The following is a 20,307-nucleotide window of genomic DNA, read 5'->3' as shown; positions in this document are numbered from 1 at the left end:
AAAGTACTTTAAACTTCAAAGTTAACAATTTTTTTGGCAATTAAGTTCATCGTTAATAATAAAATAAATGCAAACGTCATCGTAACTCGACCGACTAAAGTGGAATACATAATATTTAAATAACCTCTAGAGGTACTATCTATAAATAAAATAATGAAAATTGGTGCTAAACTGAGAATATTTTGTTCAAGTGTCTTTTGATATAAGATGCTTTTCACTTCATTTTTCACTTTATATTTCATGTGAAGCTTATCTAAAGTAACATCTGTGATTCTATTTAGATTCGCGCCAGATACTTTTGCGGCTCTAATCATTTTAATGTAAAGGTCACACTCTGTGATTGGATAAAATGAATAAAGTTGTTGATAGATTTTTTCTCTTTCTATGCCAATTTGTATGGCGCTATTTAATTGGTGGATACATTTAGCTGAGTAGTTATGATCATAGTTAATGTCTTTACTTAATGAAGCAATAGCTGACTCAAAGCCATAACCTAGTGAAAGATTGGTGTTAATAAGATTTAGAAAATCAATAAAATGATCTAAATAAAAGGAATCCATATTCTTTTCATATCTTTTTGTGATTTTTAATAAGAATACAAAAACTATGATTGTTAAAAGACATAATACCTGGCTCTTCCAAAATGCCCATGCACTCAGCAGATAAAAAGACAGGTCTAGAGAATAACGCGTATAATCTATGTTTTTGTTCGCTTCAGATTTGATTTTAATGATTCCTTTTGAATTAGGTGCTTTTGATAGCAATTGACAAAGCTTTCTTTTAACTTGACTTATCATAGTTTTGAAATCTCCTGAGCTTCGTTTTATTTATAATAGAAGACAATAAATCATTACATTTGACTTGGTTGAAATCAGATAACTTATAGAGTACGTTGACTGAATAGTCATCAGTGGTTTTTAGAAGCTCACAGATTTCCGTGATACAACGCTTTCCGTCGGGTAATTTTTCAACAAATATCAAGAAATCAATTGCGGAGACAATTTGTCTTCTAATTAATGAGGCATTTATATCACTGTGACTACAAGCAATTACTTCAAGTCGAACCAGCATATCCAAAGCAGAGTTAGAATGTCCAGTGGATAGAGAACCATCATGACCTGTGTTCATTGCCTGAAGCATATCGATTATTTCTTCACCTCTAACTTCACCGACGATGATTCTATCTGGTCGCATTCTAAGTGCGTTTTTTATCAAATGGCTTGTGCTAACATTCGCTTCACTTTTTGACAAGCGCGTTTCAAGGGAAACTAGATTTTTGTGATTTAATAACTTTAGTTCTGCAGCATCTTCTATGGTTATAATTCTTTCTTCTGTTGGAATATAATCGGATAAGCAGTTTAGTAAGGTTGTCTTTCCAGAACCTGTGCTACCACAGACAAACAAGTTATACTTAGATTTTATTAATTTAGCCATAAAGAGTGCTGTTTCTGAATCAAACATTTCGTTATCAATTAAGTCCTGTGTACGGATGAGTGCCTTTTTAAATTTTCTTATGGTGACTATAGGACCGTTTAGCGCAATTGGATTGAGGACTACATTTACTCTAGAGCCGTCTTTTAATCTTGCGTCTAACGTAGGATGTGTTAAATTGACCTCTCGTCCAATCTCGTTTGCAACTTTATAGATGAGTTGCATTAATTGATCCTGTGTTTGATATTGAATCTTAGAATTGTGCAGAAGGCCATTAGATTCATAGAAAATGCTACTTAAACCATTAATCATAATTTCAGTGACTTCTGGATTATCTAATAGAGGCTGTATAATACCATATCCAAATAATTCCTGCTTCAAAAATTGAACGAGCTCCTTCTTTTCGTGCAAACTCAATTGGGATTCTTGATCAACTCGATGATTGAGAAAACGATTCAGGGTTTCGTCGTCATTCCCAAGAGATGCTTCTAAAATCTCTAACTTAAGTTTTTCAACTAACTCATTAGTGATCACTATATGTAATCTCCTCTCCTCTTAAAATGACATCAATCAACTTAGGATTTTTTTGATCGTTACAAAGCACATTTTTTTTAGATTTGTCCTTAAAAATAGTAATTAGAAAATTAGAGATTTCAAAAACCTGAAAGTCTAGTTGACCTTTGTGTGGAAAACTAAACACCATAGTAGTGCCTTTTCTTCTTGCAGATTCTATTAAATTTAAGATTTCTAAACTTGGCTCAAATTTTAAATCGTTAATAGTATTGATGACATATATGATTTCTTTGATAGGCAGAACAAGGTTATTATCCATACTCCATTTAAATAATGAAAAATTTGAAGCCTGATTAAAGTTAAGACAGATCATATATTCTATGCCATATTTCTCTGCAATTTCATACATCTGTGGCTCGGTTATACCAATTACTTCAGTACTGGTGCAATAGTATAATGGAAAAAATTGATCTGATAGTAAGCTTTTTATGCGCTCAAAGCTTTGATACTTAGAGATAACGCGGTAATCATCTTCAGCTTCACCTAGGAGAATAACATTTTCTTTTTTTATGTCTAGCTCTTTTATCAAAGATCGATCAATATCTTCTACAACTAAGAGATCATCTGGTTGAAGCTGTTCAATACTCTCCAATGTGATTAAGGCTAGATTAACAACTGACATTTTTATTTTGTTGTATAATTTTTCTGTATAACGGTTTTTAAGCAAATAGATCATTGTGACCTCAATTGTAAAATAATGGATAATGATATTATACTTCCATATACTGGTAAAAGCAATACAAAAAATAAAAAACACCCTTTTAGGTTTCAAAGGGTGTTGATGTTAAACTTAGCTTATTTTTTTCCATAAGGGAATTTTTTTCTGTAGATTTTTTCATTTTTATTCCAGATAAAATGGCCATAAATGGTACCAAATATTATGAAGAATAAAATGGCTATAACCGCTTGAACGAAGTCGTATTTGACACTTTCCTTAACAAAGAAATTCAATACAATCATAATCGCAGAGTAGATTAAAAAAGTGGGTAAACCCCATGTTATTGCGCCAAATCTCAATACAAATTTTAACTTACCATTCTCTCGGCTTTGTGGCCAAGTATCATAGATTAATTTTTCGTTTTCAGCTTCTCTCATCTTTTGCTTGGTTGCGCGATCCACTGTGTTTTCTTTCTTTTGAAACATTTATGCCTCCAACGTTGAATTAGACTGGATGCGTTTTCTCTTCCTTATCTACTAAATCAGAATCGATTTTGTATTTTTGAGCTTGTCTGAATTTAAAATATTCTTCAGCTACATTTGGGAAAAGAATGTAAGATAAGACATCCTCGTCCTCTTCAATATACTCTTTTATCTTTTCTCTTTCAAGTGCAATTACTGGTTTTAGTAAATCCGCAGGTCTACAAGTGATGACTTCCTCATTGCCAATTATTTTTTTGACAATCTCATCTTTTATCTCAACCGTTGGACGACCATACATGCCGCGTACGTATTCTTTAATTTCTTTTGGAACCATTTTATATCTTTCACCAGTAATGACGTTTAAAACAGCTTGAGTTCCTACCATTTGGCTTGTAGGCGTTACAAGTGGCGGATAACCTAAATCTTCTCTAACTCTTGGGACTTCCTTTAATACTTCTTCGTATTTATCTAAAGCATTTTGAGCCTTTAGTTGAGATACGAGATTCGACAGCATCCCACCTGGGACTTGATAAACTAATGTGTTTATGTCTACACCAAGCATTTTAGGATCTAATAAACCTGTATCAATTGCCTTTTCACGGATTGGTGTAAAGTATTCAGTAATTCTATCCAGTTTATTTAAGCTAAGACCAGTATCAAATGGTGAACCAGAAAGCGCAGCGACCATAGGCTCAGTCGCAGGCTGAGAGGTGCCGAGTGCAAATGGTGAAATTGCTGTATCGATAATATCGACGCCTGCTTCGATCGCTTTTAAATATGTCATAGATGCAAGTCCACTTGTATAGTGCGAATGAATCTCCAATGGTACTTGGATATTTGATTTTAAAGCTTTTACTAACTTCTCAGCTTCATAAGGTGTCAATAAACCAGACATATCTTTGATACAGATTGAGTCAGCACCAAGTGATTCCATATCTTTTGCAAGTGCAACATACTTTTCAATTGTATGTGCTGGACTTATCGTATATGAAATCGCAGCTTGTGCGTGTGCACCTTCTTTTTTTGTCGTTATCAAAGCGGTTTCTAAGTTTCTTATATCGTTTAATGCATCAAAAATACGAATAATATCAATACCATTGGCAATTGATTTTTTTACAAATTCAGAAACGACATCATCTGGGTAGTGCTTGTACCCTAAAAGATTTTGTCCTCTTAAAAGCATTTGTAACTTGGTATTTTTAACGTGTTTTCTAATTAATCTTAATCTTTCCCATGGGTTTTCATTTAAATATCGTAATGACGCATCAAAAGTTGCACCACCCCAGCATTCCAAGGCGTAATAACCCACTGCATCCAAATCTTCTAAAATTGGGATCATTTCATTTGTTTTAAGTCTAGTCGCAATTAAGGATTGATGTGCATCTCTTAAAATTGTCTCGGTAATTTTTATAGTGGCCATAATGAACCCTCCTACGCTTATTCATCAAAAGTTTAACATTTGTACATATAACTGTACAGAAGAATGGAAAAGTGATAGACTAATCTTGGTTAATTAAATAAATATATTTTGAATTAGACTTAATATAATTAGGGAGTTTAACATGGATTTAACAGATCTTCGAATTTTAAAGATACTTCAACAAGAAGCTCGTGTTTCAATGAAAGAGCTAGGACAGCGCGTTAATCTTACCTCACCTGCCGTTTCAGAACGTATAAGACGTCTTGAAGAAAGTGGTGTGATAGAAGGCTATACCGCAGTTATAAACCCTAAAAAACTTCAATTACATGTTGAGGCATATATTCACGTTGCCATGAAAGTCAGTTCACATGAGCGTTTTAAGAAATTGGCCTATGATGAAAGAGAAATTGTAGAGTGCCATCATGTGACTGGTGAGGACTGTATGACCGTTCGCGTCGTGTGTGAGGATACTCATAAGCTCGAAGCATTACTTGACAAAATTCAAAGAATTGGTGATACAAGAACTTCAATTATTTTATCAAGCCCTTTAAAAAGAAAACCTATTGTTCCCTACAACGAGGAACTTTAAGCATACTGGCATTATTGTATACTATATAATTGAAGTAATTATTAATAAGTGTTTCACAAATATAAACTTAAACTTACAAAACTATAAAATTATGTATTTTAATATAAATGATGATTAAATAGTAAAATCATTGATTTTTGAATTCTCATAATTTATCACAATTAAAATTGTGGCTAAAAAAAAATCCCCTAGCTGCACTAGAGGAAATAGGGGGGAAATATATAATAGACTATGAAGAAATCGTCTTCTCAAGTCTATCGACTTTATACCCCCACTCTTTTTATTTATTCATTTAAATTAGAAAATAAAGTGAAATTTTTATAGTTCCACATGAAAGCCCGTAAAAGCGTAAAATACCTTTTGCGGGAATTTTATTTTTAACCTAAAATAGCCATCGATTCCCGTACAATGATTAATATAGAACGCTTTGATTCCAAAGTGTTTCAGCTGCATTAAGTACTGATCTAAATGACGTAAAAGTTCACCACTAAAATGCATGCCACCAAAGACATAATCTATGGGCTGGTGTGCATTTTTTTCATATGCCGTTTTTAAAATATTGAGGATTCCTTTGTGAGAACAACCTGTAAATAAGAAGGTGCGCTTCCCTTCGTGCAACAATAAAAACAACTCGTCATTAAATGGATCTTGAACAAGATTCATGGTGTCCTTAACAAAAAACCTAGAGGTATCGACGAGGTCGTGCGTGTAGGTGTGTATCTCTGTTATAATTTCAATATTGTCTGTAAGCTTAGTATCCTTTTCAATTAGAATGAACTCATTTGGATAATCTTGAATCGGTTTTTTTAGCTTAAATCCAATAAAGTGTTCAACATTATCTCGAAGTGAAAGCTTTTCACCTAAAGCTTTGGGTTTTAGATAAATTTTAGCGGTCTGGTTGACAGATAAGAAGGCTTCAAGACCACCACAATGATCGTAATGACCATGACTCAGAACCACATAATCAACATCCGTTAAATCTTCAGCCATATACATGGCATTATTGATAAGTGCAGATGTCTGCCCAGTATCAAAAAGTATTTTTTTTGAACCAACTTTTATCAAGAATGAAGAACCATGTTCTCCAATTAATCCTTCACCATAAACCAAATTATCGACCAGTGTAACTAATTCCATAGTTTTCTCCTACTTCATAAAGATTTCGATATTTTTATTAGATGATTTATTGCTGTTTCTTCATCTATGCCATTCGCCGTTATTTCAATATTGCTATGTGTTGGAATAGCCAAGGCTAAAACACTAAAAATTGATTTTAGGTTAACGGATGTGTTTAAAAACGTGAGAGTTATATCGCTTTCGAATTGCATTGCCTCTTGCACCAACTTTGATACAGGTCTTGCATGAAACCCAACAGGATCATTCACTATAAATTTAAACGATTGCATCGTTCACCCCTTAAATTAAAATTAATTAATCCATAAAAGTTTGACTGGTCTGCCAATCCACTTCACCATTACCCAAAAGGTTATACTGAAGAATTGAGTGGCCTGAAATATGACCATCCTCAAAATAAGCATATACAAATTTATCATCTAATACAATTGAAAATTCAGGATACCATCTCATAGTACCACCGAGTACACCTTCTGTAGGGATCAATTCTGGATGATCAGTCAATGTGTTTAAAAATTGTTGAATATCAGAAAAGCCATTTGAATTAAACTCACTTACCAAATAATCTGGATAATGATAAGTGTTACCCTCAAGTGCATTAAGCTGTGTCTTTAACTCTGTAATCTGAGCTTCGTAATCAGATGCAGATTGTGCAAGTTGACCAATAAGGGACTCTTTTTCACTGTTTAAAGTATCATTGCTTCGATTGATTTCTTCAATCGTTTTATTAAGTGTGTTTATTTCATCGTTTGAACTATTTAAATCACGATTTAAATTAGCAGAATATATTGCAAGACTCACTAGAATCAAAATTGAAACTACAAGAGCAACAATTATCCAAAGCGAATGTGCTTTAATCTTTTCAATCCATTGTGTCATGATAACCTCCTCGTGCTATGATTATAGTCCTAGTTTAACATAATATAGTTTTAAAAGAAGGCTATGATAAGGGTTGTAATATAGATTTAATTTACTGCCCCTCACCCTTTGGATCAAGCGCATCACGCAGTCCTTCACCAAGTAAGTTAATGCTTATAATGGTCAATGAAATAAAAGTAACTGGATAAAACCACATCCAATAATAGCCTGCTGTGACCAAACTTTCACCGCGTATATTGGGAATGAGATTGCCCCATGTTGCAATCCCTGCTGGAAAACCCATACCGACAAATGATAAAGTGAGTTCAAGTAAAATTGCATTTGCAATAATACCGGTAGTAGACGCGACGATTACCCCGATGGTGTTGGGTAATAAATGTCTAAAAACACGGCTATGTGTTTTTAATCCTAAGACTTCAGTAGCTTTAATATATTCTAACTCTTTAATAGATAAAATCTCTCCACGTATCAATCGAGCTAACTTTGGAAAACTTAAAAACCCGTATATGATCATCGTTAAAATCATTCGCTTCATTGGGGTTACATTAAAGGCAAATACTGCTGTAAAAGCTATAATCATAGGTAGTAATGGGAGTACATATATAAACTCAGAAATACGCATCAACAAATGATCAATCCACTTGCCAAAGTAACCGGCAAATGTTCCTACAATCGTTCCAAAAATTAAAGTAACAGATGCTGAGAGTGCAGCAAGTGCAAGTGAAATTCTACCACCTTCCATAATTTTGGTCATCATGTCAAATCCAAGTCGGTCAGTGCCAAATGGATGACTTATACTTGGTTTTTTGTACCTTAAAACAACGTTGATGACGTCGTTAGGATATGGAGAAAAATAAGGGCCGATATATGTGAAGGCAATAATAAAAAGGAGTATAATACCGCCTAAGATTGCAAGTTTATTTTTATAGAATCTTCTTATGGATTGTTTCCAAGGTGATTCAGTCATATTTACCTCCTACTCTACTTTTATTCTAGGATCTGCAACACCATATAGTAAATCAGCGAGCAAATTACCCAAGATTGAAGCGACTGAGAAAAATAAGATAAACATAGAAATCATGGAAGCATCACGACGATAAACTGCAGCTAAAAATTCGAGACCAATCCCTGGCCAAGAAAAGATCGCTTCCACGAAAATGTTACCGACAAAGAGTGTTGGAAACAGCACACCAAATAATGAGATAACAGGAATTAGCGCATTCCTAAAGGCGTGGCGATAGATGACGACTCTTTCTTTCAAACCTTTAGATCTTGCTGTCCTAATATAGTCGTGATGAATGACCTCTACCATCGCGTTACGAACATATCTAGAAACCGTTCCAAGTTCAACTAACGTCAGTGTCATAACGGGTAAAATCATGTGATGTAGTACATCTAAAATTTCAGCTTGTTTGCTTTCATAGCCTTTTACAACAGAAAGTACAGAGTGCATCCCTGTGGCTGGTGTCATGCCTAATTTAACTGCAAAAAGACGCATCAAATATAAACCAATAAAAAAAGAAGGTAAAGAAACGAGAATCAATGTAGAGGTGGTCATGACGCGATCGAATATACCGTTTTTGTGTATAGCAGATCGTACCCCTATTGGAATAGAAAGTAAAAACGTTAAAATAAGTGCAATTGAATTAATCATGAAAGTGTGCCAGATCAGATTGGGAACAATTTCGACCACTGGCGCTCGATAGTAAAGTGAGATACCAAAATTGCCTCTAGCAACATCTGAAAGCCAATCGAGATAGCGGTTAAACCAAGGTTTATCAAATTCGAGTAAAGCTCTCATTTGACTGATTTGTTCATAGGAAGGTCTCGGAGTCCCCTCTGGCAAAGAATTGATGTAAGCAGAAAGCGCATCGCCAGGCATGGCATCGACGATGATAAATACGACAATCGTCATCGCTAGCAATAAGGGTAAGGTGTGAAGAATTCTTTTGAGAATGACTTTTAGCATGTTTCCCCCTTTATTGTGATAAATAATTTAGAATGAGAGTGACACATGGTAATTTCTATATGTAAAAACCAGTTGAAACAACTGGTTATAAAACTTTAATATCTGATATCGTCTCCGTTATTGGCGTTTCTTTTTTTACGGATTTTGTTTTAATTAAATCTTTGATGACTTCACCCGCTATAATTAGGCCAGCGACAGAAGGCACAAATGCAATTGAGCCAGGAACTTGTCTTCTAGTGCTACAATTCCTTTGAACATCCTTAGGGCAAATGCAGTTGGTCTTACAACTGGATTCTTCCTTTTCGATAGGCTTCATGGCAGGCTCTTGCGAGTATACTACTTTGAGCTTCTTTATACCTCTTGCTTTTAGTTCACGTCTCATAACTTTGGCAAGTGGACAAACCGATGTTTTATAAATGTCTGTTACTTCAAAACGTGTTGGGTCAAGTTTGTTGCCAGCCCCCATGCTACTCATAATTGGAACACCTGATTGGTTTGCTAGTTCAATGAGTAAAAGTTTAGAGGATACTGTATCTATCGCATCTATAATGTAATCGAACTTTGTAAAATCAATTTCAGCAGCCGTTTCGACACCAAAGAAACATCTATGATCATAGACGATCGCATCGGGATTAATCTCTAAAATTCTTTCCTTCATAACTTCAACTTTAACTCTACCAACTGTTTTACGTGTAGCAATCAACTGTCTGTTGATGTTTGTTAGGCATACTTTATCATCATCGTAAAGATAGAACGTACCAACACCACTTCTTGCAAGCGCTTCCACTGAAAAAGAACCAACGCCACCTACTCCAAAAATTGCGACGGATGCATCTTTTAATCTATCTATACCGTCTTCCCCTATTAATAATTCTGTTCTTGAAAACTGATTTAACACTAAATTTCCTCCTAATGATACTTACATGACTATATAAAAGAGTCCTCAGTTCGAGGACTCTTTATTAATGATTCAATTATTAACTACGTGTGAATTCTTAACTTTTCAATTCTGTTTCGATCGACTTCTTCAACTACAAATCGGATACCTTCATATTCAATTACTTCATTGACTTCAGGTATATATCCAAATTCGCCGACGATAAAGCCACCGATTGAATCAAAGTCTTCTGATTCGATATGAACCCCAATGAGTTCGTTTAGTTCATCAATACGTGTGCTGCCTTCGACGATATATTCATCTTCCTTGATCACTTCGATGTCTTTTTCATGATCGTCATATTCATCTCTGATATCGCCAACGATTTCTTCAATAAGGTCTTCCATCGTTACAATACCTGCAGTACCACCATACTCATCTAAAACGATGGCCATAGGAATTCTCTTTAATCTAAGCTCTTGGAAAAGCTCAGTTGTCTTTTTAAATTCAAATGTGAAATGCGGTTCACGCATATAATCCTGAATAACAAACTCGGTATTCTCATTTGCCTTAAAGATCAGGTCCTTAATATAAAGGATCCCAATGATGTTATCAGTTGTTTCTTGGTAAATTGGAATTCTTGAGAACTGCTCGGCTCTGAAGGTTTCGATGATTTTCTCATAACTTACACCAACTTCCAGTGAAATCATATCCGTTCTTGGTGTCATCACATCCTTAACTTGTGCATCACCAAATTCGAAAACGTTATAAATCATCTGTTTTTCTTCAACTTCTAAAACCCCTTCTTCGTGGCTAACAGTTACAATCGTCTTAAGTTCATCTTCTGTAATAAATGGTTGTGAGCTTGCAGGCTTACCACCTAACAAACGAATCAAGCCATTTGTAAGTAACAGAAGTACAAATACAATTGGATTAAAAAGCACGACAAAAAAGTTGATAATACCGGCAATTTTAAGAGATATAAACTCTGAATGCTGCGCCGCTAAGGATTTTGGCGTAATTTCACCAAAAATTAAAATTAACAACGTCATAATTCCAGTTGCAATTCCAACGCCGGCATTACCAGCATATTGAATTGCTAAAGAGGTTGCCAGTGCAGATGCACCGATATTAACGATGTTATTTCCTACAAGGATTGACCCCAATAACTTGTTAGGGTTTTCAACCAATCGATTGACGGCAGTGGCACCTTTGACTTTTTCCTCCATCAAGTGCCTGATTCTGATTTTACTGAGTGACATTAATGCTGTTTCCGATGCTGAGAAAAATGCGGACATCCCAATCAACACCGCTAATAGTATAAACTGCCAACTCGCGCCTGCTTCCAAAAAAAACCACACTCCTAATTAAATAAATATTTTGTTGTTACCTCATAAATTCTGATATGAGGTAATAGTTAGTTTTATACTCGTAAATTATAACATATCTCTACAGTAAAATACAACAAAATGAGTGAGGTCAATACTTGAATAAAATCCAGCGACAACTTTCGAGCTCATATTTGATAACAATTGTTCGAAGCATCTCTTGAATCACGCACTGACAGGTGAATACAAACATCTTATTACCCGCCAGTTTTTCAAATTCGCGAGTAATGACCTTATCTATTTTTATCACCTGTGGTGTTTGCGCTTCATCTATAATTCGAAACCTGACTGGATTTGGATAACCTTGTTGGTCGAACCAACAAAGAACATCGATATCTTTTCTAACAACCTTCATACGCCTTACTACTTTCTAACATATTAATTTCAGTTTTCCCAAACACCTTGCGATATAAATTTATAAAATGCTGCTCATAAGTGGAAAATCATCTTCCCCAACGCCGCCAGTCATCGGTTTTATACCACTTCCGATAAAACTACCACGCATAATTGCCTTAGGCTCAAATCGACCTCTTAACTCATCGATCACACGATCTAAACGGTTGTTTTTTTGCGTCGCATATTCATCGAAAAGATGTAGCTGCACAAAATCATTTTCGCAAAATTCAGAAACACGTACACCTAAATGACGTATAGGTGTTCCATCCCAAATCTCATCAAATAGTTTCTTTGCATAACCATAGATCTCGGAAGTGTGATCTGTGGGAATCTCAAATTTCTTTTGATGCCCAGTACTGTTAAACTCATGTGTCTTGTAGCTTACACTGACAAGCCTTGCAAGATATTGGCTATCTCTAAGACGCATCGCCACCATTTCAGAGAGACTTAAAAGCATGAGATGGGCTTCCTTTCGACTGTCTATATCAAATGGAATGGTCGAAGAATTGCCAATACTCTTAATTGCCAGTCGATTGCTCTTTTTAACATCTGAGTTTTCGATGCCATTGGCATAGTTCCAAATCAATGCGCCGTGAGACTTAAGTGCAGTCTTTAAAACTTCAAGATCATAATTTGCCAAGTCACCTATGGTCTCTATGCCTAAAAAATGTAGCTTTGGTACGGTCGCCCGCCCAACCATAAAAAGTTCCTCCACTGGAAGTGGCCACATTTTAGTTGCAATTTCTTCAGGGAAAAGTGTCGTTACAGCGTCCGGTTTTTTTAAATCACTTGCGACCTTCGCCAATAGCTTGTTAGAAGATACACCTATACTTACCGTAAAGCCAAGCTCTTTTTTTATCCGTTCTCTAATGACGTGTGCGGTTTCTATCGGATCGCCAAAAAGCGCCACCATATCCGTAAAATCTACGAAACATTCATCGATGCTGTATCTTTGAATCTGTGCAGAATACTCACTTATGAGTTCAATTAAGGCGTTACTTGATCTTAGATAAAGATCATAGTGCGGCGGGACAACGGTTAAAAAAGGACACTTTTGAAAGGCTGCCATCAGGCTTTCCCCCGTTTGGATCTTATACGGCTTTGCAGGGATACTCTTTGCTAGGATAATGCCATGACGCTTAACAGGATCGCCACCAACCGCAGAAGGAATCGTTCTCAAATCTAACTCATCGCCCTGTTGAAGTCGATAGACTGCCTCCCATGATAGATAGGCGCTATTGACGTCTATATGAAAGATTATTTTTCCCATGCAATCCCCCTTTCTAAAGAGAGAAAAAGTTTAAAGACGTATGCCCTATTACTGAGATGACTTTCCGAATGCGGGTGTACGAAAAAGAAACTGCAGAAAACAGAACATACGTTTGATTTTATTATACAGAACGTATGTTCTTTTGTAAAGTAAAAAAAACACACCTATTTAAGATGTGTTTCGTTGAATCTTATTTTCTTGAAATATGCATTTTTACTCGACCTGAGTTGTCCGTATCAGAAGCACTACTATTTGCAGAGCCACCCTCTTGTTCAATTTTAAATCGACAACGATCGCAATATTTGCCAAATCCTATTTTCGTACCACAGCGTTGACAATGATTGCCTTCGCGGATGGTATTTAAAGTTAAACGGCCTTCATCGACGTATTTCATAATTTCTCTAATAGTGATGTCCATGCCCATCTCTGCCATGAGGTCGATAATGCCCTGAGGTGATATATCTGGATTATCATAAACCAAATCTCTCGCCATGAGGAATTTATCGCGTTCAGGATCACCTGAGCTTTTGAAATTTCTTTTTGTGATTCGACAAGATGAGCAAAGCGTATTGCCGTCATCTCCAAAAAAACGACCACACTTTTCACATTTAATGAGCATGTTGTCCTCCTACGAATGAATTGATAGATATATTAAGACGAATCTTTTATATAATTGTGAAAAGAGCATTGATTACCCTTCGTTATTTTATTATATATAAAATTTATGGTTTTGTGAATTAAAAAGTGTGAAGAAATCTGCTAAAATACATATGTAACTATGATTTGGAGTGGATAAAATGCAAAATAGAACAAAGCGTGAATTAGGCATAACCCTAAAAAATTTGATGACAAAGAAATCCCTTGAGCATATCACTGTAAAGGAGCTCGTAACAGAGTGTGGTGTTAATCGACAAACCTTTTATTACCATTTTCAAGACATCTATGAGCTGTTAGGCTGGATCTATAAATCCGAGGCACTTGGGTCCATCGATGCCTTCAAAACCTATGAGACTTGGCAGCTTGGCTTTCTTAAAATATTTCAGTATGTAGAAGCCAATCGCGATTTCTGCCTTTGTACAGTGAATTCACTAGGACGTGATCACCTAGAAAAGTTTCTTTATAGCCTCACCTATGACCTTTTAATTGGGGTGGTAGAAGAAGTTGCTGAAGGCTTTCAGATTTCAGAGGATGACAAGTCCTTTATCGCCAAGTTTTATACCTACGGCTTCGTCGCACTGATGCTCGAATGGCTCAAATCAGGTGCAAAGGAAGCACCAGCAGTCATTATCGATAAACTGGACAAACTGATTAACGGTGAAATCAGTCGCGCCATAGAAAAGTATACAAAGCCTTAAAAAAGATTATATGGAAGTACGTTCCTTAGATTTAGACAAACACGTGAAAATGTCATAACATTAGACATTTCACCTCGTTTGTCTATTTTTATGCGGTTTTAACTGATGTAACTTATTATTAGAAATTGCGATAAGAACGAAAAAAATCATGTCGCATATTAGATAAGAATAAGGAGAAAAACATGAAAAAAGAAGCTTTAGAAAACGTTTATTTCGTCGGCGGTGGTTTGGCATCACTTGCAGGCGCAACTTACTTAATCAGAGATTTTGGAATTAAAGGCGAACAAATTCACATCTTAGAAAGCCTACCGATATTAGGTGGTAGCAACGATGGCGCAGGCGATGCTGTCAACGGTTTTATCTGTCGTGGCGGACGTATGCTGAACGAAGAAACCTATGAAAACACATGGGAATTGCTCAGTACCATCCCTTCCCTTGATCGACCAGAAATGAGTCTATGCGAAGAAATTTTAGCATTTGACCACGAAAATCCAACACATGCCAATGCGCGCTTAATCGATATAAACGGCGAAATCTTAGATGTTATGTCTATGGGCTTTGATATGGCGGATCGTATGGCGCTTGGTAAACTCATGATTGCACCAGAAGAAAAGATTCAAATGCTAAAAATATCAGATTGGTTCGCTAAAACACCACACTTCTTTGAAACGAACTTTTGGTATATGTGGCAGACCACATTTGCTTTTCAAAAATGGTCAAGCCTAATCGAATTTAAACGCTACATGCAACGTATGGTCTTTGAATTTTCACGTATTCAGACATTAGAAGGCGTTACTAGAACCCCTTATAACCAATACGATTCCATCATCCACCCTATGAAAGTTTACCTTGAAGAAAAAGGTGTGGATTTCAGCTTAAAATGCACAGTAACTGACCTTGAATTCGCAGATCATGATGGCATTACCGTAACGGGAATCCAATACAAAGCTGCTGAAAAAGAAGGCGTTATTAAACTAGGTGAAAATGATATCTGTATTGCAACAAACGGTAGTATGACAGATAACGCAACACTTGGTAGCTTTAAAGAACCTGCACCATTTGTTCCGGAAACACCACTTTCAGGCACTTTTTGGAGAAATATCGCAGCTAAAAAACAAGGTCTTGGTAATCCAGAATCCTTCTTTGGAAATCCAACAGAGACCAATTGGGAATCCTTTACTGTAACAATGAAAGGCAACGATCTACTTAAAAAGATTGAAAAATACTCTAGAAATAAACCAGGAAGTGGCGCTTTAATGACCTTTAAAGACTCAAGCTGGCTAATGTCAATCGTCGTTGCCAAACAGCCACACTTTAAAAATCAACCTGAAGACGTTACCATTTTCTGGGGCTACGGACTTTATACAGACAAACTCGGCGACTATGTAAAAAAACCAATGAAGGATTGTACAGGCGAAGAAATCTTAATTGAGCTCCTCCACCATCTACACATGGAAGAAGAAATGGATGAAATCATGGGGTCAGTAATTAACGTCATTCCATGTATGATGCCATATATCATCTCCATGTTCCAACCAAGGGCAATTAAAGATCGTCCAGAGGTAGTTCCAGCAGGTTCAACTAACTTTGCGATGATCAGCCAGTTTGTAGAAATTCCTGAGGATATGGTGTTTACAGAAGAGTTTTCAATCAGAGCAGCAAGAATTGCAGTCTACACACTACTTGAAAGCTCTAGAAAAATCAATCCAGTAACCCCACATCACTACGATGTTCGCACACTACTCAAAGCACTTAATACAAGTTTTAGATAATCTATAATTTAAACATTACAAATTCAAACCCCCAATACTGTAAAAACAGAATTGGGGGTAAAATTTTGATGAAATACAATTATAGTTCACTTCTAAATAATTCACACTATGATCTATTTTTAGCTTACCTAATCGATTAATCTCTTAAAAGAACAAAAGTAACATTTGTTTTATAAATCCCTGCAGTTGTAGCAGCAAATGGATGACCTGTCACCTCAAACTTATAGGCAGAATTGTCAGGCAGCACTAAACTTAAAACTGAAAATTGACCTGTAAGAGGTACAACGACTTCCCCATCGCTATTGGATACTAGATTATAAGCGACTTCGCTAAACTGATCTTCAACTGTAATTGCGATCCCATTCATCGGATTATCATTTTGATCTTTCAAAATAACCGTTAAAAACTCACTTGGTTGTACGACGCCATTTGACACGTCCACATCTGAAACTTCCTCGATAGGCGTTACAAGCGCATCGTCTTCCCATTCACCGTACTGATAGGCGCCATCCACATACGTATAAGTGCCTAGTCCGTGGAATCTGCCATCGAGCCAGTAGTCCTCGTAATTTTCATTATCACTCCAAATATAGAGTCCATAACCATTAAAGAAGTCGTTTGCATATTGACCGATATAAAGATCGCCATTTGCAAACTGTGTCATGCCACTACCTGTTAAATGTGTTCCATCGAACTCACCAGTGTATATATCGCCATTTGCATAAAAAATATTGAAAAACGAACCGGTTAGATAAACCGCTACAGGCGTATTGACGATTAACGTGATCCGACTAGAATAAGCATCCTCTTCAGCACCACTTGCCACAAATCTAGATAAAGTCATAACATCAGAAGCATCCTTCATTACCAACGCTTTGGCAAGGAGTTCAAAAATATCTGAACGAATTAATGAAGCGCTTCCAGAAGTAGGAATTGTAAGCTTTAACCCATATTCAGCTTCCACTTGTAACGAAGCCGAATCATATACTAAACCTTCTGGTACAAAACCAAGTGCTTTTATAATAAAGATGCTCGCCTGATTATAATTGATTGAATCACTGACACCAAAGATACCATTTCCCTTACCTGCAGTTATGCCCTTCTCATAAGCAAATTCTACATACTTATAAGCCCAGTGAGTCGTCGGCACATCTTTGAAGGTTGGCGTCTCAGGCGCTGTATAGGCTTCAAATGCTTCAGGATAAAACTTACTAATAATTGCGATCATTTCTGCGCGATTAAGCGCCTTGTCAGACATCAGATCACCGTCGTATCCTGTGATAATACCGATATCAAACAGCACATCACCATAAGTATCCTGTGGTTCATCCGCTGCAAAAGTAAAATTAGAAAAGGCAAACACAAGAATGAGAGTAAAGAAAATCCCTTTTCCTAAAACAGACTTTTTATTAAAAAAATGACTTCCAGAATTATTTATTTTATTATTAATAAACATAAGGCCTCCGTTAATTTGGTTATTGATTATAACTAGTTTAACAGATACCCATTAACTATGTCCTACTAACGGAAAAATAGTAACAATTACGCAATCAAATTGTGATGTATATGATATCTCTTTGTAATATTAATCATTGGTTTGATCGCCATCACCACTGAGGGGAATCACATCACCTAGATAGGTTGGCAACGGTTTGAAAATTGTAGATGCCATATCCTTAACTCGAGCGAGTACTTCCCTAACCTCTCTCATCGTTTGACCACTGTAGCGGATGTCCTCTGCAGCGATACCGATGGCTTCTATACCAAGCGATTGAGCGATAAAAACAGCTCTTGGAAGATGATAGCGCTGTGTAACGATGATTAAGTTTTTCGCATCAAACACAGCTTTTGCACGATAGATGCTCTCATATGTAGAAAATCCCGCATGATCCATAAAAACATCAGAAGATGGCACGTTTGCAGCACGTGCATAGCTTTTCATGACGTTTACCTCATCGTAAGCCACATTGCCATGGTCACCACTCATCAGCAGTTTAGGTGCAAGCTGAGCATCATAGATTTTTATCGACATATCAAGACGATCTCTTAGCATAAGACTGGGATTCCCATCAGGATTGACCCCAGCGCCTAGAACGAGGATTGCATCGTATTTTATAGACGCATCTGTTTGAGAGCGTTCAAACTCATCAAAGGTAAAGATACTCGATTGTGTACTAAATAATATGTATGCATTGATTAAGACAACAACAAGTAATAGTGATAGCCCCAAAACACTTACATGACGTAGCCATATTTTGATAGTATCTAAATTGATTTTCATAAGCGCCTCTTTTCAATATAATTTTTATCCAATAGCCGACTACAGTTTATCATATTAACAAATTGATTAAAAATAAAAAACACCCGCGTTTGCGAGTGTTTTTTTATTCTTTAACTACGATGTACTAAAGTTTGTTCCAATCATAGATTTGTCTGATGATTTTATCAATGACATTATATAAGTTGTAAGTTGATTTTAAATCATCTAGTGTAATGTGCTGTACAATTTCATTTGCAAATTTAACTTTTGAGGATTCAAATTTTTTTCCCTTGTCCTTTTCTATTTTATTTAGATATTCTTTAAAATCTTCAAACTTTTTTAAAGGTGGAATATCTTCATCTTTAAGATGTTTTTTAATTACACAATCAGTTAAATAGTTTTCGATTTCTCGTCCTTCAGTGATTAAAGAAATAAGCCCGGCAGCTTCAAATTCATCACGAATTCTACGCTTTGTTTCATTAATATGTGATTTTGAGCTCTTTTTATCTGAATCAATAACAATAATACTGTTCTTATTTGCCTTTAATATACTTAATTTGTCTTCAAAATTTTCAGTTGAATAGTGTGAGAGTAACCTACCACCATAATACATATATTGATAATGAAGTCCTTCAATTAGCCCTTTATTATCAATCAAGGATAACCATTTATTAATGTATACTCTATCAGAAGGTCCCTCAACCCAAATAATTGAGTTTGTTTGGAGTAAATCACTTGCTCTTACATCAAGTTCTTCAAAGACTGAACGCTTTTGATAAACGTCTATTACATCTTCGGTGCTTATAACGCCATTATTATTTTTCAATAGAACGATTTGTGAATTTTCATATTTTGAAAATAGGTCAATCACTACATTAGAATGTGTTGTATAGAATACTGTTGAGTCATTTTTTTCTGCAAATTGATGAATATAATTAAATAGTCTTCTTTGAAGTGCAGGGTGTAGATTATTTTCTAATTCTTCAAAAATGTATATTCTCTTATTGAGCGAAATTTTAGTTACTTCAGGTATTACTAACAATTGAAGTAGAACTAATATAATGGTCTTCAATCCACTTCCCGATTTTGATAATGCTACCCTACCATTCACAGAATCGTCTAAGTAAACTTCCCATTCATTACCATCGAATTGTGTAACAATATTATTGACTTTTACTTCGGGGTGTAGGATCTCATTGAAAGCATTAAGTAAATTAACTTGAATTAGTTTCGAATCATAACCAATGTGATTAATTATATTCTGAATAAAATTAGTTGCTCCATTACCATTTAAAGCAACATCTAAATTTCCAGAATCATATTTTTCTTTTAAAATATCTCTTTCTGCAGAGATTCGGCCAATATTATAGCCTTTAAAAGGATTAGTTAACTTACTTAAAAGAAATTCACAACCTAATGTAGATGCAATTTTTTTTGATACATCATCCTCTTTTTTTATTAATCTTGGGCTCCATCGACCAGTTGAAGTTATTGTTATTTTACCACCAACTACAGATTTACCGATACTTTCCCAATCTGTATAACCTTTAACTTCACGATATTCATCTTCTCTATATATTTTTTTGACAAGTTTTTCATCTAAAACAAAGTCCATTTTAGATTCGTTTGAAAAATCACCATCCTGAGTAATAAAATTAATAAAATCCATCAATGATGATTTTCCAATATTATTTTTACCAATTATAACATTTGATGTTGTTATTTTACTGAAACCAACAAACTCTTTAAAATAATTCTGATTTTTAAAATATACGTTTTCTGGAAATTTTCCCATATGTAAACCTCCTCTTTAATAAAGTTTATACATAAATTAAATTGTTACATTTATTATAC

General features: G+C 35.5%; 21 protein-coding genes. 3 read left to right on the top strand and 18 right to left on the bottom strand.

Annotation, left to right across the window (positions count from 1 at the left end):
• Positions 1–8: 8 nt before the first annotated feature.
• The 5 genes from AC4PID_RS17625 to AC4PID_RS17605 all read right to left on the bottom strand — a co-directional run bounded on the left by AC4PID_RS17625 (position 9) and on the right by AC4PID_RS17605 (position 4,564).
• Positions 9–797: a type II secretion system F family protein gene (locus AC4PID_RS17625; RefSeq protein ID WP_492133302.1), complete on the bottom strand. Its 789-nt coding sequence runs from the start codon at positions 795–797 to the stop codon at positions 9–11.
• Positions 781–1,965 (bottom strand): TadA family conjugal transfer-associated ATPase, encoded by a 1,185-nt coding sequence (locus AC4PID_RS17620; RefSeq protein WP_492133301.1) that lies wholly within the window; start codon positions 1,963–1,965, stop codon positions 781–783. The genes AC4PID_RS17625 and AC4PID_RS17620 overlap by 17 nt, the downstream gene beginning before the upstream one ends.
• A complete protein-coding gene (locus tag AC4PID_RS17615) occupies positions 1,955–2,680 on the bottom strand; it encodes a hypothetical protein (protein WP_492133300.1) in 726 nt (241 codons plus the stop codon). Before AC4PID_RS17615 ends, AC4PID_RS17620 begins: the two co-directional genes overlap by 11 nt.
• A 119-nt stretch (positions 2,681–2,799) precedes the next feature.
• Positions 2,800–3,147, bottom strand: a complete 348-nt coding sequence (locus AC4PID_RS17610) for a hypothetical protein (protein WP_492133299.1) — start codon at positions 3,145–3,147, stop codon at positions 2,800–2,802.
• A 19-nt stretch (positions 3,148–3,166) separates the two neighbouring features.
• Positions 3,167–4,564 (bottom strand): oxaloacetate decarboxylase subunit alpha, encoded by a 1,398-nt coding sequence (locus AC4PID_RS17605; RefSeq protein ID WP_492133298.1) that lies wholly within the window; start codon positions 4,562–4,564, stop codon positions 3,167–3,169.
• Between the two features lie 142 nt (positions 4,565–4,706).
• On the opposite strand from AC4PID_RS17605, the gene AC4PID_RS17600 reads away from it, so the two are divergent.
• Entirely contained in the window at positions 4,707–5,153 is a 447-nt protein-coding gene (locus AC4PID_RS17600) for an Lrp/AsnC family transcriptional regulator (RefSeq protein WP_492133297.1), read from the top strand.
• Between the two features lie 318 nt (positions 5,154–5,471).
• Here AC4PID_RS17600 and AC4PID_RS17595 read toward each other — a convergent pair whose 3' ends face one another.
• The 10 genes from AC4PID_RS17595 to AC4PID_RS17550 all read right to left on the bottom strand — a co-directional run bounded on the left by AC4PID_RS17595 (position 5,472) and on the right by AC4PID_RS17550 (position 13,685).
• Complete coding sequence (locus tag AC4PID_RS17595) at positions 5,472–6,290, bottom strand: MBL fold metallo-hydrolase (protein WP_492133296.1); 819 nt, start codon at positions 6,288–6,290, stop codon at positions 5,472–5,474.
• A gap of 14 nt (positions 6,291–6,304) precedes the next feature.
• On the bottom strand, positions 6,305–6,559 hold the full coding sequence (locus tag AC4PID_RS17590) for an HPr family phosphocarrier protein (RefSeq protein ID WP_492133295.1): 255 nt from the start codon (positions 6,557–6,559) through the stop codon (positions 6,305–6,307).
• A gap of 25 nt (positions 6,560–6,584) precedes the next feature.
• Complete coding sequence (locus tag AC4PID_RS17585) at positions 6,585–7,166, bottom strand: coiled-coil domain-containing protein (RefSeq protein ID WP_492133294.1); 582 nt, start codon at positions 7,164–7,166, stop codon at positions 6,585–6,587.
• A gap of 91 nt (positions 7,167–7,257) precedes the next feature.
• Positions 7,258–8,133 (bottom strand): ABC transporter permease, encoded by an 876-nt coding sequence (locus AC4PID_RS17580; RefSeq protein WP_492133293.1) that lies wholly within the window; start codon positions 8,131–8,133, stop codon positions 7,258–7,260.
• 9 nt (positions 8,134–8,142) lie between these two features.
• Positions 8,143–9,135, bottom strand: coding sequence for an ABC transporter permease (locus AC4PID_RS17575; protein ID WP_492133292.1), 993 nt, complete (start codon positions 9,133–9,135; stop codon positions 8,143–8,145).
• 85 nt (positions 9,136–9,220) lie between these two features.
• Entirely contained in the window at positions 9,221–10,033 is an 813-nt protein-coding gene (locus AC4PID_RS17570; protein ID WP_492133291.1) for a tRNA threonylcarbamoyladenosine dehydratase, read from the bottom strand.
• An 83-nt stretch (positions 10,034–10,116) separates the two neighbouring features.
• Positions 10,117–11,310: an HlyC/CorC family transporter gene (locus tag AC4PID_RS17565; RefSeq protein WP_492135397.1), complete on the bottom strand. Its 1,194-nt coding sequence runs from the start codon at positions 11,308–11,310 to the stop codon at positions 10,117–10,119.
• 181 nt (positions 11,311–11,491) lie between these two features.
• A complete protein-coding gene (locus AC4PID_RS17560) occupies positions 11,492–11,755 on the bottom strand; it encodes a hypothetical protein (protein WP_492133290.1) in 264 nt (87 codons plus the stop codon).
• 60 nt (positions 11,756–11,815) lie between these two features.
• A complete protein-coding gene (locus AC4PID_RS17555) occupies positions 11,816–13,066 on the bottom strand; it encodes a DNA polymerase Y family protein (protein ID WP_492133289.1) in 1,251 nt (416 codons plus the stop codon).
• A gap of 190 nt (positions 13,067–13,256) precedes the next feature.
• Positions 13,257–13,685, bottom strand: a complete 429-nt coding sequence (locus AC4PID_RS17550) for a hypothetical protein (protein WP_492133288.1) — start codon at positions 13,683–13,685, stop codon at positions 13,257–13,259.
• A 178-nt stretch (positions 13,686–13,863) separates the two neighbouring features.
• Here AC4PID_RS17550 and AC4PID_RS17545 point away from each other — a divergent pair, with 178 nt between their 5' ends.
• Both AC4PID_RS17545 and AC4PID_RS17540 read left to right on the top strand, forming a co-directional pair.
• On the top strand, positions 13,864–14,421 hold the full coding sequence (locus AC4PID_RS17545) for a TetR/AcrR family transcriptional regulator (protein ID WP_492133287.1): 558 nt from the start codon (positions 13,864–13,866) through the stop codon (positions 14,419–14,421).
• 182 nt (positions 14,422–14,603) lie between these two features.
• Positions 14,604–16,193 (top strand): oleate hydratase, encoded by a 1,590-nt coding sequence (locus AC4PID_RS17540; protein WP_492133286.1) that lies wholly within the window; start codon positions 14,604–14,606, stop codon positions 16,191–16,193.
• A gap of 136 nt (positions 16,194–16,329) precedes the next feature.
• Here AC4PID_RS17540 and AC4PID_RS17535 read toward each other — a convergent pair whose 3' ends face one another.
• The 3 genes from AC4PID_RS17535 to AC4PID_RS17525 all read right to left on the bottom strand — a co-directional run bounded on the left by AC4PID_RS17535 (position 16,330) and on the right by AC4PID_RS17525 (position 20,248).
• Complete coding sequence (locus AC4PID_RS17535; protein ID WP_492133285.1) at positions 16,330–17,649, bottom strand: S-layer homology domain-containing protein; 1,320 nt, start codon at positions 17,647–17,649, stop codon at positions 16,330–16,332.
• Positions 17,650–17,778: 129 nt separating this feature from the next.
• On the bottom strand, positions 17,779–18,474 hold the full coding sequence (locus AC4PID_RS17530; protein WP_492133284.1) for a SanA/YdcF family protein: 696 nt from the start codon (positions 18,472–18,474) through the stop codon (positions 17,779–17,781).
• 124 nt (positions 18,475–18,598) lie between these two features.
• Positions 18,599–20,248 (bottom strand): ATP-dependent nuclease, encoded by a 1,650-nt coding sequence (locus AC4PID_RS17525; protein ID WP_492133283.1) that lies wholly within the window; start codon positions 20,246–20,248, stop codon positions 18,599–18,601.
• Positions 20,249–20,307 lie beyond the last annotated feature (59 nt).

This window comes from Fusibacter sp. QWL-12, assembly GCF_058683495.1.
This window is presented reverse-complemented; position numbering and strand designations above follow the sequence as displayed.

What these genes read in the sequence shown, in the direction of transcription:
- AC4PID_RS17625 (WP_492133302.1), bottom strand. Translation starts at nt 797, where the DNA reads ATGATAAGTCAAGTTAAAAGAAAGCTTTGTCAATTGCTATCAAAAGCA.
- AC4PID_RS17550 (WP_492133288.1), bottom strand. Translation starts at nt 13,685, where the DNA reads ATGCTCATTAAATGTGAAAAGTGTGGTCGTTTTTTTGGAGATGACGGC.
- AC4PID_RS17585 (WP_492133294.1), bottom strand. Translation starts at nt 7,166, where the DNA reads ATGACACAATGGATTGAAAAGATTAAAGCACATTCGCTTTGGATAATT.
- AC4PID_RS17610 (WP_492133299.1), bottom strand. Translation starts at nt 3,147, where the DNA reads ATGTTTCAAAAGAAAGAAAACACAGTGGATCGCGCAACCAAGCAAAAG.
- AC4PID_RS17530 (WP_492133284.1), bottom strand. Translation starts at nt 18,474, where the DNA reads ATGAAAATCAATTTAGATACTATCAAAATATGGCTACGTCATGTAAGT.
- AC4PID_RS17525 (WP_492133283.1), bottom strand. Translation starts at nt 20,248, where the DNA reads ATGGGAAAATTTCCAGAAAACGTATATTTTAAAAATCAGAATTATTTT.
- AC4PID_RS17555 (WP_492133289.1), bottom strand. Translation starts at nt 13,066, where the DNA reads ATGGGAAAAATAATCTTTCATATAGACGTCAATAGCGCCTATCTATCA.
- AC4PID_RS17605 (WP_492133298.1), bottom strand. Translation starts at nt 4,564, where the DNA reads ATGGCCACTATAAAAATTACCGAGACAATTTTAAGAGATGCACATCAA.
- AC4PID_RS17615 (WP_492133300.1), bottom strand. Translation starts at nt 2,680, where the DNA reads ATGATCTATTTGCTTAAAAACCGTTATACAGAAAAATTATACAACAAA.
- AC4PID_RS17545 (WP_492133287.1), top strand. Translation starts at nt 13,864, where the DNA reads ATGCAAAATAGAACAAAGCGTGAATTAGGCATAACCCTAAAAAATTTG.
- AC4PID_RS17590 (WP_492133295.1), bottom strand. Translation starts at nt 6,559, where the DNA reads ATGCAATCGTTTAAATTTATAGTGAATGATCCTGTTGGGTTTCATGCA.
- AC4PID_RS17600 (WP_492133297.1), top strand. Translation starts at nt 4,707, where the DNA reads ATGGATTTAACAGATCTTCGAATTTTAAAGATACTTCAACAAGAAGCT.
- AC4PID_RS17580 (WP_492133293.1), bottom strand. Translation starts at nt 8,133, where the DNA reads ATGACTGAATCACCTTGGAAACAATCCATAAGAAGATTCTATAAAAAT.
- AC4PID_RS17535 (WP_492133285.1), bottom strand. Translation starts at nt 17,649, where the DNA reads ATGTTTATTAATAATAAAATAAATAATTCTGGAAGTCATTTTTTTAAT.
- AC4PID_RS17560 (WP_492133290.1), bottom strand. Translation starts at nt 11,755, where the DNA reads ATGAAGGTTGTTAGAAAAGATATCGATGTTCTTTGTTGGTTCGACCAA.
- AC4PID_RS17565 (WP_492135397.1), bottom strand. Translation starts at nt 11,310, where the DNA reads ATGTCCGCATTTTTCTCAGCATCGGAAACAGCATTAATGTCACTCAGT.
- AC4PID_RS17595 (WP_492133296.1), bottom strand. Translation starts at nt 6,290, where the DNA reads ATGGAATTAGTTACACTGGTCGATAATTTGGTTTATGGTGAAGGATTA.
- AC4PID_RS17540 (WP_492133286.1), top strand. Translation starts at nt 14,604, where the DNA reads ATGAAAAAAGAAGCTTTAGAAAACGTTTATTTCGTCGGCGGTGGTTTG.
- AC4PID_RS17575 (WP_492133292.1), bottom strand. Translation starts at nt 9,135, where the DNA reads ATGCTAAAAGTCATTCTCAAAAGAATTCTTCACACCTTACCCTTATTG.